General features: G+C 58.9%; 16 protein-coding genes. 3 read left to right on the forward strand and 13 right to left on the reverse strand.

Annotation, left to right across the window (positions count from 1 at the left end):
- Positions 1 to 323: 323 nt before the first annotated feature.
- From F591_RS0117660 to F591_RS0117690, 7 genes are all read right to left on the reverse strand, one after another.
- Positions 324 to 971 (reverse strand): response regulator, encoded by a 648-nt coding sequence (locus tag F591_RS0117660; RefSeq protein WP_019535946.1) that lies wholly within the window; start codon positions 969 to 971, stop codon positions 324 to 326.
- Positions 952 to 2,028 (reverse strand): HAMP domain-containing sensor histidine kinase, encoded by a 1,077-nt coding sequence (locus F591_RS0117665; protein WP_019535947.1) that lies wholly within the window; start codon positions 2,026 to 2,028, stop codon positions 952 to 954. Before F591_RS0117665 ends, F591_RS0117660 begins: the two co-directional genes overlap by 20 nt.
- Before the next feature lie 27 nt (positions 2,029 to 2,055).
- On the reverse strand, positions 2,056 to 2,709 hold the full coding sequence (gene liaF, locus F591_RS0117670; RefSeq protein WP_019535948.1) for a cell wall-active antibiotics response protein LiaF: 654 nt from the start codon (positions 2,707 to 2,709) through the stop codon (positions 2,056 to 2,058).
- A 145-nt stretch (positions 2,710 to 2,854) separates the two neighbouring features.
- Positions 2,855 to 3,553, reverse strand: coding sequence for a PspA/IM30 family protein (locus F591_RS0117675; protein WP_019535949.1), 699 nt, complete (start codon positions 3,551 to 3,553; stop codon positions 2,855 to 2,857).
- Positions 3,554 to 3,631: 78 nt separating this feature from the next.
- Positions 3,632 to 4,180 carry a PspC domain-containing protein gene (locus F591_RS0117680; protein WP_019535950.1) on the reverse strand — a complete coding sequence of 183 codons (549 nt, stop codon included), beginning with the start codon at positions 4,178 to 4,180 and terminating at the stop codon, positions 3,632 to 3,634.
- Positions 4,177 to 4,857: a PspA/IM30 family protein gene (locus F591_RS0117685; protein ID WP_019535951.1), complete on the reverse strand. Its 681-nt coding sequence runs from the start codon at positions 4,855 to 4,857 to the stop codon at positions 4,177 to 4,179. Before F591_RS0117685 ends, F591_RS0117680 begins: the two co-directional genes overlap by 4 nt.
- Positions 4,858 to 4,893: 36 nt before the next feature.
- Positions 4,894 to 5,193 carry a LiaF transmembrane domain-containing protein gene (locus tag F591_RS0117690; protein WP_019535952.1) on the reverse strand — a complete coding sequence of 100 codons (300 nt, stop codon included), beginning with the start codon at positions 5,191 to 5,193 and terminating at the stop codon, positions 4,894 to 4,896.
- Between the two features lie 312 nt (positions 5,194 to 5,505).
- Here F591_RS0117690 and F591_RS0117695 point away from each other — a divergent pair, with 312 nt between their 5' ends.
- Positions 5,506 to 6,081, forward strand: coding sequence for a hypothetical protein (locus F591_RS0117695; RefSeq protein ID WP_019535953.1), 576 nt, complete (start codon positions 5,506 to 5,508; stop codon positions 6,079 to 6,081).
- Positions 6,082 to 6,188: 107 nt separating this feature from the next.
- Here the strand turns inward: F591_RS0117695 and F591_RS0117700 are convergent, their stop codons facing one another.
- Positions 6,189 to 7,367, reverse strand: a complete 1,179-nt coding sequence (locus F591_RS0117700) for a GNAT family N-acetyltransferase (RefSeq protein ID WP_019535954.1) — start codon at positions 7,365 to 7,367, stop codon at positions 6,189 to 6,191.
- 183 nt (positions 7,368 to 7,550) lie between these two features.
- Between F591_RS0117700 and F591_RS30550 the strand changes: the two genes are divergently transcribed.
- Positions 7,551 to 7,646 carry a hypothetical protein gene (locus F591_RS30550; RefSeq protein WP_019535955.1) on the forward strand — a complete coding sequence of 32 codons (96 nt, stop codon included), beginning with the start codon at positions 7,551 to 7,553 and terminating at the stop codon, positions 7,644 to 7,646.
- A 58-nt stretch (positions 7,647 to 7,704) separates the two neighbouring features.
- Here F591_RS30550 and F591_RS0117710 read toward each other — a convergent pair whose 3' ends face one another.
- The 5 genes from F591_RS0117710 to F591_RS0117730 form a co-directional block, all read right to left on the reverse strand.
- Positions 7,705 to 8,964 (reverse strand): molybdopterin molybdotransferase MoeA, encoded by a 1,260-nt coding sequence (locus tag F591_RS0117710; RefSeq protein ID WP_019535956.1) that lies wholly within the window; start codon positions 8,962 to 8,964, stop codon positions 7,705 to 7,707.
- A 3-nt stretch (positions 8,965 to 8,967) separates the two neighbouring features.
- On the reverse strand, positions 8,968 to 9,972 hold the full coding sequence (gene moaA / locus F591_RS0117715; RefSeq protein ID WP_019535957.1) for a GTP 3',8-cyclase MoaA: 1,005 nt from the start codon (positions 9,970 to 9,972) through the stop codon (positions 8,968 to 8,970).
- 91 nt (positions 9,973 to 10,063) lie between these two features.
- Positions 10,064 to 10,762 (reverse strand): molybdenum cofactor guanylyltransferase, encoded by a 699-nt coding sequence (gene mobA, locus F591_RS28375; protein ID WP_019535958.1) that lies wholly within the window; start codon positions 10,760 to 10,762, stop codon positions 10,064 to 10,066.
- Positions 10,763 to 10,920: 158 nt separating this feature from the next.
- Positions 10,921 to 11,727, reverse strand: a complete 807-nt coding sequence (locus tag F591_RS0117725; RefSeq protein ID WP_019535959.1) for a pyruvate, water dikinase regulatory protein — start codon at positions 11,725 to 11,727, stop codon at positions 10,921 to 10,923.
- A gap of 8 nt (positions 11,728 to 11,735) precedes the next feature.
- Positions 11,736 to 12,428 (reverse strand): helix-turn-helix transcriptional regulator, encoded by a 693-nt coding sequence (locus tag F591_RS0117730; RefSeq protein WP_019535960.1) that lies wholly within the window; start codon positions 12,426 to 12,428, stop codon positions 11,736 to 11,738.
- A gap of 193 nt (positions 12,429 to 12,621) precedes the next feature.
- Here F591_RS0117730 and glpX point away from each other — a divergent pair, with 193 nt between their 5' ends.
- The gene (glpX, locus tag F591_RS0117735; protein ID WP_026326700.1) at positions 12,622 to 13,602 is read left to right on the forward strand and encodes a class II fructose-bisphosphatase; all 981 of its coding nucleotides are present in this window, start codon (positions 12,622 to 12,624) and stop codon (positions 13,600 to 13,602) included.
- Positions 13,603 to 14,040 lie beyond the last annotated feature (438 nt).

Below are 14,040 nucleotides of genomic sequence, written 5' to 3' on the forward strand. Positions count from 1 at the left end.
ATTTTTTGCCGACGAATATTAGAAAAATGATACAAGCGATGATCGTCATTCCGATCACAATGCCCTTGGTCCAATCCATGGAGAGTGTCTCCTTTAGCTTATGCACATTGAATGTCATCATACTGCAAGCGCCGAGCCCTGTCAAGAACTTCCGGCTTCTGGCCCCGCTTCCCGACTTCGGTTCCTGACCCCGGCTTCTAGCCCCGCTTCCTGGCCCCGGCTTCTAGCCCCGCTTCCTGGCCCCGCTTCCTGATCCGGGTCCCCCGGCCAACTCCCCGCAATCTCCTTGCCGCCTCAGGCCGCGAAAGGAACAGGCCGCCCCGCTATTTGACAAGCCCATGCTTATATGCGTATATCGCCGCCTGCGTCCGGTCTTCCACGCCTAATTTGGCCAAAATGTTCGTAACATGGAACTTTACCGTCTTGATGCCGATGAACAGCTCGTCGGCCACGTCCTGATTCGATTTGCCCGAGGCGATGAGACGCAGCACTTCCATTTCCCGCTCGGTCAGCTCCTCGTGGGGAAGAGCGGCCGGTTTCGGCTGCCGGAAACGATTCATCAGCTTGGAGGCCACCTGCGACTCCAGTACCGACTGCCCTTTGACTGCAGCGCGGATCGCCTGGGCTATCTCGGCCGCGCGGGACGTCTTGAGCAGGTAGCTGAAGGCCCCGGCTTCAATGACGGGATAAATTTTCTCGTCGTCGATATAGCTGGTCAGCACGATCACCTTGCAGTCCGGATGCAACTGCAGCAGCTTGCGCGTCGTTTCGATGCCGTCCATCCCTTCCATGACCAGGTCCATCAGAACGACATCCGGCTTGTACTGCTGGGCCAGGCGAATGCCCTCCTGGCCGCTGGAGGCCTCCCCTACCACTTCGATATCCTCCTCCGTGCCGAGCACCGCCGCCAGCCCGATGCGCACCATCTCGTGATCGTCGACCAGCAGCACCTTAATCGTCGCTTCCTTCATCCTCGTATCCTCCTTCCGCCATTATCGGAATGCGTATATCGATGCGGGTCCCTTTGCCCGGCGCCGTAATCAGATTGATCGACCCGCCGATCTCGTTAACTCGCTCCCGCATCGTCATCAAGCCGTATGAGCCGTGCTTCTTTTCATCGAGATTGAATCCGACGCCGTTATCCCTGATCGTCAGGCGCACCGCCTCCGCCGACGGCTTCGTCAGCCGCACCTCCAGCTCCGTAGCGCGGGAATGACGCAGTGCGTTGGACATCGCCTCCTGTACGATCCGGAACAGATGGTCCTCGATTCCTCTGGGCAGCCGCACGTCATCGGCAAGATCCCACGTCATGTTCATCGGCACCTTGGCCGCCAGCTCGTGCATCAGCTCGACCAGCCCTTCCGACAGCCGCTTGCCTTCAAGATGCACCGGCCGCAAATGCAAGAGCAGCGCCCTCATCTCCGACTGGGCGACCGATGCCATCTCTTCGATCAAATAAATTTGCCGCTGGGCCTTCTCGAAGTCCCGGTCGAGCGTGCGGCCTACGGCGGTAGCCGTCATCGAGATGGCGAACAGCTGCTGGCTTACCGCGTCGTGAAGCTCCCGCGCCAGCCGCTGCCGCTCTTCCACGATCGCCGAATATTTGGCCTTCTGCGCCAGCTGGGCGTTATTGTTGGAGAGGCGCTGCAGGGAAGTGACCTGCTCCTCCCATTTCTTCGTGATGGCGTTCAGCTGCTCGCCGAGACGGCCGATTTCGTCGGCGCCGAGCGGCGGGACGGAGCGCGTCAGGTTGCCCTTCTCCAGCGAGAGCATCGCATCGCGCAGCGTCTCCAGCCGCGACTTGATGCGGCTCGCGTACCACAGCCCGTACATCCCGCCGATGATCGACACGATCGCAATCAGCGTCAAGCTGATATAGACGCCTTCGCGCCAGGAAGCGAAAGGCTTCATGTATCCGCCGGAATGCAAAAAGTACACGATCACGCCAAACAAAACAAGGCTGAGCCCGATCGACTCCGCCATGCTTCGCCATATCATATTCGTCAGACGCGGTTCGCGGCCTTTCATGAATCGTCCCTTCTTTCATTCCAGCTGTTACACGATTTTAATATCGACATCGGCGACAATGTACGAAATCACCAGCTTCACCTTCCGGTCGGCCGACCAATAATTGGGCGATTGCCAATCGATCCGGTTGAGCAGCCCCGCCTGCTTCTCCTCCCCGATGCCGGTCTGGCCGAACAATACCGAGGAGCTGACTGAAATTCCGATATCCTCAGGCACGATCAGGTCGATATCAGCCATCACGCCCTGCAGGACAATCGTCGTTTCCTGCTGTTCCACAATCGCATAGGTCAAGTCGAGCTCCAGCTCGCCAAGCACATTCCAGATCGACATGTCCCGCAAAATCCACGGTTCGCGGCCCCAGCGAATGCTTTCGACAAGGCTTTGCTTGCGGAAGTGGGTTTCGTTCTGGTGAACTTGCCGCGATTTAATATAGAACAGGCCGAGCGAAATAAGCACGATCGCCGCGATCAGCGTCAGGTTGCCCCCGACCAGCAGGAACAGGCCGATCGCCATCAACACATATCCTTTGCGCACCGCTCCCGACCGCACTTTGTGGACGCCGTATAGCAATAAGAAGAGAGCGACGACGGTAAAAAAACCGAAATGATTGTTGATCGCAAGCATGACGAGGCCTGCGCCAACCAGCACGAGCGCGATGTTGCGGTTTCGTTTGCGGTCCATCCGTGCCGCCCCCCTTTCCGTTTCATCCTGCTAATTTCATAGCATATCATACAAGCTATACAGCCTCCAAGCTATTTTCACCGGGAAATGCGCCGAAAGTCTCCGGCCGCCTGGCGGAGACTTTCGGGTCGCTCTCGCAGTTCGTTCACTGATTCTTCTCAGCGCTCAGCTTCTCCTTGAGAACCTGGAGCTGGTCGTCGATCTTTTGCTGCTTGGCCGGATCGATCGAAGGCTCACTGCGGTATACATTCGTGGAGTATACGCCGCCGACATAAGGCTTGCGGGCGATCTCGGCTTCGACCTCGAGCTGCATAATTTTGTCTTCCATGCGGCGGAAGCCTTTGACCGCCTGGCCGCCTTCGATGACATTGCTCGCCGTTACCTCGGCCATCTGCTTCTTCGCCTTGGCCAGCTGCGCCCGGGTGACGAGCTCGCTGCGCTTGTTGCGCATTTGATAGAAGGCGTCCTTCATCTCATGCAGCTGCTGTACCAGCTCCGCGGCTTGCGCCTTCGCCTGCTCGTGCATTTCCGTATACTCGGAAATTTTGCTCTCGTAGTACAGCTTTTGCTCCAGCGCTTGGCGGGCGGACGCTTCATGGCCGTTGCGCAGCGCTTCCTTGGCCTGCTCCTCGTACTGCGCAGCGAGGCGCACCGCTTCCTCCTGACGCTCCTTCAGCTTGCGCTCGCTGGCGATTTGACGGGCAACCGTCACTTCCGCCTGCGCAATCTCTTCCTCCATGTCGCGGATGTACTGGTTCAGCATAATGATCGGATCTTCCACTTTGTCGAGCAATTCGTGCAGCGATGCTTTTGTCATATCTTTAATCCGGGAAAAAACGCCCATGATTTCCATCTCCTTTTAGTTTAATTTCATCGTCTTTTTCAAGCTGATGTCTTCCGTCGTCACGGCCAAGCTCTTCCGTTACTCGTTGCCGGAAGCTTTGTCCCTGTTTTGCTTCTCATACTGGGCCACCCGGGCCCGCAGCTGCTCGATTTCCTTCTTCATCGCTTTCTTCTCGATATCGGCCATCATATCGTCCAGCGGGCTCGACTCTTCTGCTGCGAAGCTCGCCCCCGGAGCGGCCGGTCCGTACGGCTCCTGCCGATACGCCTGTTCTCCCGGAGGAGTCCAGCCGTACTTTTGCGCTTTGCGGTAATGCTTCTCGGCGCGCTTCCATTCTTTCCAGCTTCCGTAGCCGTGGCCCCCGCCGCTGCAATGCGGGTCCCAATGTCCGTATCCGTCATACCCGCCGTATCCGGGACCGGGACCGTAAGGGCTGCCCGACCACGGTTCGCTCGGCACGACCAGCGCGGCGATAAAATAGATCGGAATGGCGACGCCGCTCGTTACGAAGATGGATAGAACGGCCAGCAGCCGGACCACAGTCGCATCCATGTTCAGGCGCCGCGCGATTCCTCCGCACAATCCGGTAATTTTACGATCGTAAACAGAACGGTATAACTTCGTCATCGTTTAAGCCAGCCCTCCTGTTCCAGTTTGCTGCGGAGCTTGCCGAGCTCCTGCTCCAGCAATTGCGAAGCGGTGGACGTCGCACTGGCCCAGGCATCCCGCGTTTGCGTACGGATCTCGCGCAGCGTGCGCGCATTGATTTCCAGGTCGCTGACCCGTTCTTCCAACCGGTCGAACAGTCTGGGAGAAGGGCCGCCGCTCATCGACCGCAGCCTTTCGTTCATGCGCTGCTGCAGCCGGACCGATTCGAGCCTTGCGATGTAGTAGCTCCGCTTCGAGACCACTTCGTCATAATCCGCCTTAAGCTGCTGCAGCTGATCTTCCAGCTCGACGATGCCCATCTTGGTCTGCTCGTACAGCGCTTTGTATTGCGTCGCCCGCTCTTCCTGCTGCATCTTTTCCTGCAGCGCCAGCCGGGCCACCTCGTCCTCGCCCGCCTTGAGCGCAAGCATCGCCTGTTGCTCGCGACGCTCCTTCATCTGCTCTGCCGCGACATACTGCTGACGAACCGATGCCGCATGGCTGAGGCATTGCTGCAGCAGCCGCTCGGACTCCCGGATTTGTTGCGCCTGATCAGCCAAATATTTATCGATCAGGGCCACCGGATCTTCGGATTGCTCAAGCATTTCATTGAACGTCGCGATCGTTATGTCGCGGAATCGTTTGCCCAAACTCATGCTGGTCATACCACCTTTCGTTGGCTACTGATATATTTAATATGCGGAATTGTTGTTCCTCAGCATCGTAATGCCGTATACGATCAGGCCGATAGCGACGAGGATAACGATCAGTCCGGACATTTTCCCCAGCAGCATCAAGCCGCCCAGCACCAGCAAAACTACGCCGATTGCGGTCCGGCCGTTTTTCATGCCAATCCAGCCGAGGAAAACGAGTGCGATCGGGAACAGCCAGCTCATCATATGGCCGGTATGGAATCCCAGCTTGTTCAGCAGCAAAATGCCGCCGAAAGCAATCAGCAAGAGCGCGATGCCCAAATTTTTGTTCATTCTCATCTATGTATTCACCGCCTTTCGTCAAATGTTCCCGTTGCTATGTCTTTATTGTAGCTGCAATGACGTCCTGCCAAAACGGACCCGCGGCGGTTTTCTCAACTGGACCAAAGTCCAGTAACGCTTATGGCTGAGGTCAGGCGGAGTAGAAAGCGGCAGATCCTTCTGTATGCTTGGGCTCCCCAGCAATAAGCTCCTTACTTGCGGAAACGCTCTATATATGTCCGCCGCAAAATATGCCCGCCGCGAATTCGAATGCATGACTTGCAGGCAACAGGCGATACTAACCGCAAGTCCATTAATGGAGGAACCTTCATGCCCCTTTTCCGATTTCCGCTGCGGCCGCGGGCGATCTGCGGAGCCGTTATCGTGACGGCGGCTCTGCTTGCGGCGCCCCTCGTCCCTGAGCGCGGGCATGCCGCTGCCGCTGCGACCGATATCCGCATATCCGCTCGCGAACCGAGCCCGTCGGAGCCGGATGAACGAACGCCGGCTCCGGTTCTTATTTTTTCCGTCGAGCTGGAGCGCGTCGTCCAGGCGCTGCCGAACACGCCGGATATCCAGGCGCAGGCGGCCCGCTGGCTCAGCACGGCAGGCAGCATCTCCGGGCGCCTGCAGGTCGGAGGCAGCAGCGGCCTGATCGTCCGCATTCCGATCCATCCCGGCATTCGCGTCAAGCTTCCGACGCACGGGTTCGACTGCGAAGAGCTGCTCGTGCTGATCCCTTCTCCGGCCCGAACGCAAGAAAACCCTCAGCTGCTGGCGTTTAGCGGCGAGGGTCGGATTTATGTTTTCGATATGCGCCGGGAAGATGTTCAGCCTTTTACGGAGCGATACGAGCTGCAGCAGTGGCTGCAGCCGGCCCCGCCTTACGTCTCCTCCCCGAAATAATCGGCTGTATGTGATCTTGACAATTTGGCGGTATCCGCCGCCCAATTTTTGGGGCACCGCAGGCGACGCCGAAGACGAACGGAATCGCTCGCCACCGGCGTTTTATTTTAGAAAAAGTCGGGCAAATAGGTCTGCGCAGCCGGAATGAGGCGCTCGAGCAGCTCCAAAGCATTGTCGTCCGCCGACAAACGGCCGATATCGCGCAGCAGGGCCGGCCGCTGATAGCTCATCAGCATGGAGGTGAATGTCTGTATATTGCAGGACAGCTGCGGAATTTGAGCGACCGGGTGAGCCGCAGCCTCGATGCTGGCCGCGCCCGCCTCATATACCTTAAGGCGAAATCGCCCGGCGTTCCATGGCGCGCGCTCGTCGGTCAGCGTCAGCTCCAGCTCGCACTCGATGCCGGTCGAGAACGGGTATTCCGCCACAAAGGCGGGAGCATCGACGATGCGCGCCATAAAATAAGGAACGATCTCTTGGCCGATGCGAGGATTGCTCAGCACAAAAGGCAGCGGGTCATTCGCCGGCGCGGTCAGCGTCACCTTGTCGATCATCGAATCGTGATCGGCGATAAACCGCCAAAGCTGCAGCCTTGCTCCGTGATGCAGGCAGACGAGCTCATGAACCGTCATGGTGCGGTCCTTGACCTGGTAGATCGCATATCCCGCAGGCTCTCCCGCCGCATCGAAACATACGGCCACCGTGCCTTTCTTGGATGGCAGTACCCGGTGTTGCCACCATGCCTCGCTGCGCGCCAGCGTCCCGTTGTAGCGCCGGGCCATCTGTTCGTACAATCCGCTCAGGAGCGGAAGATCGTCCTTGATCCGGCGCACTGCGCCAGGCTGCGGCGGAAGCTTCGGCAGCAGGGCCGTCGGAATCTCATATTTCTTATATTCCGCGTAGGTTTCCCAGCCGAATTTCCGGTAAAAGCCGAAGTCGAACGGGTGCAGGAACGATACCGTTTGCCCGCGCTGCCTCATATCGGCAAGCGCCCGCTCCAGCAGCCTCGATACGAGACCGCCGCGGCGGTATTCCGGCCAGGTCGCTACTCCGGCAATGCCTCCCATATCGAATACTTTCCCTTGAATCCATGTCTTCAGCTCAAGGATCGTCAGCTTCGCCGCCAACCGTTCCTGAACGAAGGCCCCCCAGTTCTGCGACGGAAGCCTGGCTGCCCGCTTGCGTTCCCGCTCTTCCGGCGTCTGCTCGTATTGAAAAGCGAATTCAGACAGCTCCATCGATTCGATCATCTCTTCCTCAAGCAGCAGACGAATCTCCGCGTCCATTGACGTATCCCCTTCCGAGAGCAAAAATTCATTCAGTGCTATTGTACCACTTTCCAAAGGCAGGGGCGAATGGAAGGGCGTTCCTCCCAGCAAAATAGCAAGGCAAAAACGGGCATTCGTCCAATCCACAGCGCAACGAAGAACATATCATTTAATATGCTTAGCGTGAAAGGAGGATGTGCCATGAGCGCTTATGCAGGCGGCTTATACACCTCTACAGGTGTGATTCTGGTTCTGTTCATTCTGCTCGTTATCGTGTCCCGCGCATTCATCTGGTAATCGTGCGCTCCAGACGAAAACCCCCGAGCTGCAACGCTCGAGGGTTTTGTTGTGCGGCTTACAGCCGGATAATGCCTACGCGGCTTCCGGCCGGCACTCCCTGCCCTCCCGCCGGAAGACGGATGAGACAAGCGGTATCTTTGAGAGAGACCATAACGCTCGATTTGTCCCGGCCGGCCGGACGCACCTTGACCGTCTCCCCGTCCTGCAGGACAACCCCCCGCACATAGCGGGGATAGGCGGAGCCTTTGGCATAGTCGGCATCCAGCACGGCAGCGGTCTCGTCCGGAAGCGGGGAGCGGCTGCCCAGCGCCGCCTGCAAATACGGCCTGACGAACAGCTCGAAGCCGACGAAGCAGGCTCCCGGATTGCCCGACAGCGCGAACAGGGGCTTGCCGTTCCAGAGCCCTGTGGACGTGGGACTTCCGGGACGCATCTGCACCTTATTGAACAGCAGCCGCCCGCTCCATCGTGCGAACAGCTCGACGAGCACATCCTTGTCTCCGACCGAGACGCCGCCCGTCGTGATGAGCACGTCCGCTTCCTCCATCGCTTCCAGAAGCGCCCGCTCGAGCCGCTGCGGATCGTCCGGCACGATCGGCATCGTGATCGGCACGCCGCCGGCCCTTCGCACCTGGCACGCCAGCATGAAGCTGTTGCTTTCGCGAATTTTCCCCGGCTCAAGCGGCGCCGACAACGGCAGCAGCTCCGAACCGGTCGGGAAAATCGCCACCTTCGGCTTTCGGTACACCGGGACAAGCTCATGCCCGAACGCCGCCAGCAAGGCCGCTTCGCCCGGGCCGATCGCTTCTCCGGCATGGAGCAGCGTCTCTCCTCCGCCGACTTCCTCGCCGACGGAGGTGATATTTTCTCCGAGCACCGCCCGCTTCTTGACGCTGACTTTGCTTCCGGGAGCGCTTCCCGCCTGCCCTGCCAGCGCCTGCTCCGTCGCCTCCAGCATCACGACCGCGTCGGCTCCGTCCGGGACAACCGCCCCTGTCATAATGCGCGATGCTTGTCCCGGGCCGATCGCCCGCTCAGGCACCATTCCGCACAGAATCGTCTCCAGAACGTCAAGCTCCGCCGTCCGCCCAGGCCGGGCCGGCGCCGTGTCGGCCGCCCTCAGCGCATAGCCGTCCACGCCGGAGCGGCGGAAATGCGGCAGCGGATGGGCAGCTGCGACATCCGCCGCCAAATAACGCCCGTATGCCTCGGCAAGCGGCACCTTCTCTACAGGCATGGTGCGGACGCTGGCCAAAATTTGCCGCTGGCCTTCCGCTACCGTAACGGCTTTCCGATTGAAGCGCAAGCCGGACATCGGTTATCCTCCAATCTGCGACATGCGGCGCGCGGTCGGCGTATGGCTTTGTCCTTCGCCGGCCAGCGCCTTGGCCATCTCGTGGTTTTGCGGCTTGATGTCGAGCGCGCGGAAGAACAGATCGGCCAGCGCCTTCTCATCGCCGATATATTGCCTGACGTTGAACTCGTCCGCCCAATACAGGCAAGGCTTGATGTTGCCGTCTGCCGTCAGGCGCAGCCGGTTGCACGATTCGCAAAAATGGTCGCTAACCGGATGAATGAGACCGAACGAGCCGCGCGCGCCGCGAATCCGATAATTTTCCGACGGACCGTTGCCGTACACACGGCCCCACGGCTCCGCCGTCCAGCCCAGCTCGGCGCAGCGGTCGAGCACGGCCGACAGCGGGATATACCTGCTCTTCCAATCGTGACCGTCATGGCCGATCGGCATATATTCAATGAACCGCACCTGGATGTCCCGCTCCAGCGTTAGCCTCAGGAAATCGCCGATCTCATCGTCGTTGAGCCCCTTCATCAGGACGACGTTCAGCTTGATCGGCTGCAGACCGACCCGTTCGGCCGCCTCCAGACTGCCGAGCACCTTGCGGATGTCGCCGCCCCGGGTAATAAGCCGGAAGCGGTCTGCCTTCAGCGAGTCCAGGCTGATGTTGATGCGCGTAAGGCCTGCGGCCCGGAACGCCTCCGCCTTCGGGGCGAAAAAGATGCCGTTGGTCGTCAGCGCAATATCCTCGATGCCCGGAATGGCGGCAAGCTTCGCCACGAGCTGCTCCAGATTTTTGCGGACGAGCGGCTCGCCTCCGGTAAGCCGCAGCTTGCGTACGCCGTACGCGGCCAGCACCTTGACTACCGCGGCAATTTCCTCGAACGTAAGCAGCCGCTCCTCCGGTTCGAACTGCATCCCCTCCTCCGGCATGCAGTATACGCATCGAAGATTGCAGCGGTCCGTGACGGAAATCCGCAAATAGTCATGTACCCGGCCGAACTTATCGGTCAAACGCTGGGACATAGGGACACACCTCCTTCGGAGAAGCCTCGCATATCAATGTTATATTATATAACAGGATTTTAACACATCGTTGCGGGATCATAAAGAACAGTCACAGCTGACCCCGCATCAAATCGCCATAATCCGCAGGATCGTTGACATTGCGCACAAATGCCGTGTCAATGCCCTGCCGCCTGAAGTCCTCCTCGTCAATGTACATACATTGCACGTCTTCCAGCAGCCGCATCATTCGGCCGTCCTCCGCGTCCAGCTGCCTTCGCACCGCCGCCAGGCAAGTCTTCCGGTACACCGCATGCAGCGGATGCACCCGTCCGGCAATGCGCGGCGCGGCCGCCGGCAGGCCCGATTGTTCGAGGCGAAGCGCCATCAAAGCCGCAGCGTCCGCAGAGACGAGAGGCATATCGCAGCCGGTCACCCACAGATATTCGACATCTCCGGCCTCATGCAGCGCCGCTTCCAGACCGGCCAAGGGGCCGCCGCCGGGCCGCAAATCGCACACGATGCGGACGCCCGCCGCATGCCCCGGCTCCATCGCGTCCAGCTCCTGCCGCAGCCTTGCCGCGCGCTCCCGGCTGCCGGCCGCGATGATCCGGTGTTGGCACCATGAGGCCATCTCCATCAGCTGCCGCTCGAGAAAGGTGCGCCCTTGCCACATCAGAAGCGCCTTCAGCCGGCCTTCCATGCGTCGGTTCCGTCCTCCCGCCAATATAACGCCGCAGACGGCTCCCGGACGCTTCTGCCACGCAAGCCCGGCCGCGCCTTCTCCCGCCTGCTTCGGCCGCTCACCCATAAGCTATAAGCCTCATCATTCGTATCATATGCCTCCCGATCCGAGCTCTAACGCTTTTTTTGCTTCTGCCGACGATAATCTGCTTTTTTGCTTCTGCCGACGATAATCTGCAATGTGCGGGCCGCAGGTGACGGCGGGCGACAAGGTTCTAAACGGCTTTATTGCACATGCCCCATAATAATTCCCGCCGTTTCCTCTATCGCCTTGTCCGTCACATTAATGACCAGGCAGCCGAGCTCCTTCATCAGCGAATGAGCGTAGTTCAGCTCTTCGGCGATGCGCTCCATCGTGGCGTACTTGGCGCCGAACGGAAGCCCGACCGTCTTCAGCCGCTCCGTGCGGATCTTGTAAAGCTTCTCCGCATCCATCGTCAAGCCGACGACGCGGCTGCCGGGAACGAGGAACAGCTCTTTCGGCGGCTTAACCTCGGGGACGAGCGGCAGGTTGGACACTTTAATTCCCTTGTGGGCCAAAAAAATGCTGAGCGGCGTCTTGCTCGTCCGCGATACGCCGATCAGAACGAGCTGGGCTTTCAGCAGCGCGCTCGTGTCCCGGCCGTCGTCGCATTTTACCGCAAATTCGATCGCCTCGACCCGGCGGAAGTAATCCTCGTCCAGCTGGTGCAGCAGCCCCGGCTTGCGCTTCGGCGCATCGTTGAACGTCTCGATGAACGCCTCCATCATCGGCCCCATAATGTCCACGGCGCGCACCCCGAGGCGGATCGCTTCCTCCTTCATCATCTCCCGCAGCTCCGGCTGAACGAGCGTATAGGCGACGAAACCGCCCCGCTTGGCGGCCGATTCCATAATCGCCCGAATCTCTTCCTCCGTCTTGATATGGCCGATCCGCTTCGTCGTCACATGATGCCCGTCAAACTGCCGCATCGTGGCCCGGACGACCGCCTCTGCCGTTTCGCCGACGGAATCGGAGCAAATAGTAATTTCGTACGAACGGTCTTCTCTCATCTTGTTTTCTACTCCTTTTTGTCTTCCGATCTTACGATGTGGGGCGACCGATTCAGCGCAAGATCGTACAGCAATTTGGTCATCATCGTCTTGGTTACTCTTCCGGTAACTTCCCATCGTTTCCTGTCCGGCGCCTGTCCTTCCTGCCCAAACGGTACTACGACCGGCAAACTGTCGACTTGGTGGTGAATCATTTTGCCCGCCGCTTCGACGACCGAATCCTCCGGCTGCACATGCACGACGTTCGGCTCGCGCGTCATAACCATATGAACGGGCATCGCTGCCGCATTGGCGTGTCCCAGAGTAAACTTCAGCAAATCTTTGCGGGAAATGACTCCGCTTAAGCACCCTGCGTCATCGATGACGATCAAGCTGCCGACGTCTTCCATAAACAGCGTCACGACTGCGTCGTTCACCGTGCTCTGCTCGCGGATGACGACCGGTATGGCCTGAATTTCCTTGACCTTCAGCGAAAGCAGCTTTTGCGAGGTCAAGGCTGAAGCGCTCACCGACGTCCCCGGCGTATAGCCGACCTTCGGCTTGGCTTCAATAAGCCCGAGCATGACCAGCAAGGCGAGGTCAGAGCGCAGCGTCGGACGGCTCAAGCCGAGCAATTCGGCAATCTGCTCCCCCGTAATAGGCGCGTGCCTTTTGACAAGCTCGACGATTTGCAGTTGGCGTGCCGTCAATTCGATGGCCAATCCCACCCTTCTTCACGCAGCATATCGATCTATACGACCATTGTACCAAATAATGCAGCGATCGAATACAACGCGAATGTGCCGCATTAATTATTCAAAATACCCTCTATTTATTATGTCACATTTATATTATAATGCATTATATTAACTGGTTTCTCATTTTTAACAGGCATCTTTGGGAGGATGATTGGTTGTGGAGAGAGAATTGGCATTGGAAATCGTTCGCGTGACCGAGCTGGCGGCGCTGTCTGCTGCCCATTGGATGGGCCGAGGCGACAAAAACCGTGCGGATGAAGCGGCCACTTCGGCCATGCGCACGATGTTCGATTCCGTGTCCGTACAAGGAACCGTCGTGATCGGGGAAGGGGAAATGGACGAGGCGCCGATGCTGTACATCGGGGAAAAGGTAGGGAATGGCCAAGGACCGGAGGTCGATGTGGCGGTAGATCCTTTGGAAGGCACGGAATTGGTCGCCAAAGGCCTGAACAATGCCTTGGCCGTCGTCGCTGTCGCCAATAAGGGCCAGCTGCTGCACGCTCCGGATATGTATATGGAGAAGCTGGCCGTCGGTCCGTCCCTCGCCGGCAAGCTGTCGCTGGACGATTCTCTCGACGTCACTCTGGAGAAGGCGGCTGCCGCCTTGAACAAGCCGCTGGCCAATTTGACGGTGATGATCCTCGACCGCGAGCGTCACCGCAAGCAGATCGAGCTGCTTCGCCACGTCGGCGTGCGGATCAAGCTGCTGAGCGACGGCGATGTGGCGGGAGCGATCGCGCCGGCCATGCCGGAATCGGGCATCGATCTGTACGTCGGCTCGGGGGGCGCTCCGGAAGGCGTGCTGGCCGCCGCGGCACTCAGCTGCCTGGGCGGAGAGTTGCAAGGAAGGCTCCTGCCGGCCAACCAGGAGGAATATGAGCGGTGCCGGAAGATGGGACTGAGCGATCCGACAAAGCTCCTGTCGATGCAGGATATGATCGGGTCGGAGGACGTCATCTTCGCGGCGACGGGCATCACGCCGGGCGAATTTCTGGGGGGAGTGCGGTATTTCGCCGACCAGCGCGCGGAGACGCATTCCATCGTCATGCGCGCCAAAACCAGAACCGTCCGTTACATCCGTTCGCTGCATTATTTGCCTAACAAACCATTGACGATGATCGGCTCCGCAGCGGAATGACAAGATAGACGCCTATGACAGCAATTCTATCGTCATCGGTCGTCACCTGCGGTGCTGGAAATTCAGCGTGTGGATACCGCTGAATTTTCAAGATAGACGCCCATGACGCTGGCGCGGCACCATCAGATGGTGAAAACGGGCCGCGGGGCCGGGGGCTATTTTCAAGAGAGCTAGCAAATGTTGTATTTTGTACAACAAAAACGGGGCAATACCCCAAACTCGCGGCTCAATGTTGTAGAAAGTGCAACATTTCGGGAGATATTCTTCGATTTGAAGCCAAACTCGCCCAAATTGTTGCACAAAATACAACATTCCCCTTCCTTTTGTGCGAAGGGGGCAGAAAAAGTTGCATTTTTTGCAGGATTTGTCGCCTCATGCGCCTGGGGTGTGCCCGGGGAGGGGCCGCGCTAACGCGGAGCTCGAACGCTGACGTGGAGC

It is taken from the genome of Paenibacillus ginsengihumi DSM 21568 (genome assembly GCF_000380965.1).
Classification (GTDB): Bacteria; Bacillota; Bacilli; order Paenibacillales; family NBRC-103111; genus Paenibacillus_G; species Paenibacillus_G ginsengihumi.

Coding starts and splice junctions, on each gene's coding strand:
- F591_RS0117660 (WP_019535946.1), bottom strand. CDS start 971: ATGAAGGAAGCGACGATTAAGGTGCTGCTGGTCGACGATCACGAGATG.
- F591_RS0117665 (WP_019535947.1), bottom strand. CDS start 2,028: ATGAAAGGCCGCGAACCGCGTCTGACGAATATGATATGGCGAAGCATG.
- liaF (WP_019535948.1), bottom strand. CDS start 2,709: ATGGACCGCAAACGAAACCGCAACATCGCGCTCGTGCTGGTTGGCGCA.
- F591_RS0117675 (WP_019535949.1), bottom strand. CDS start 3,553: ATGGGCGTTTTTTCCCGGATTAAAGATATGACAAAAGCATCGCTGCAC.
- F591_RS0117680 (WP_019535950.1), bottom strand. CDS start 4,180: ATGACGAAGTTATACCGTTCTGTTTACGATCGTAAAATTACCGGATTG.
- F591_RS0117685 (WP_019535951.1), bottom strand. CDS start 4,857: ATGAGTTTGGGCAAACGATTCCGCGACATAACGATCGCGACGTTCAAT.
- F591_RS0117690 (WP_019535952.1), bottom strand. CDS start 5,193: ATGAGAATGAACAAAAATTTGGGCATCGCGCTCTTGCTGATTGCTTTC.
- F591_RS0117695 (WP_019535953.1), top strand. CDS start 5,506: ATGCCCCTTTTCCGATTTCCGCTGCGGCCGCGGGCGATCTGCGGAGCC.
- F591_RS0117700 (WP_019535954.1), bottom strand. CDS start 7,367: ATGGACGCGGAGATTCGTCTGCTGCTTGAGGAAGAGATGATCGAATCG.
- F591_RS30550 (WP_019535955.1), top strand. CDS start 7,551: ATGAGCGCTTATGCAGGCGGCTTATACACCTCTACAGGTGTGATTCTG.
- F591_RS0117710 (WP_019535956.1), bottom strand. CDS start 8,964: ATGTCCGGCTTGCGCTTCAATCGGAAAGCCGTTACGGTAGCGGAAGGC.
- moaA (WP_019535957.1), bottom strand. CDS start 9,972: ATGTCCCAGCGTTTGACCGATAAGTTCGGCCGGGTACATGACTATTTG.
- mobA (WP_019535958.1), bottom strand. CDS start 10,762: ATGGGTGAGCGGCCGAAGCAGGCGGGAGAAGGCGCGGCCGGGCTTGCG.
- F591_RS0117725 (WP_019535959.1), bottom strand. CDS start 11,727: ATGAGAGAAGACCGTTCGTACGAAATTACTATTTGCTCCGATTCCGTC.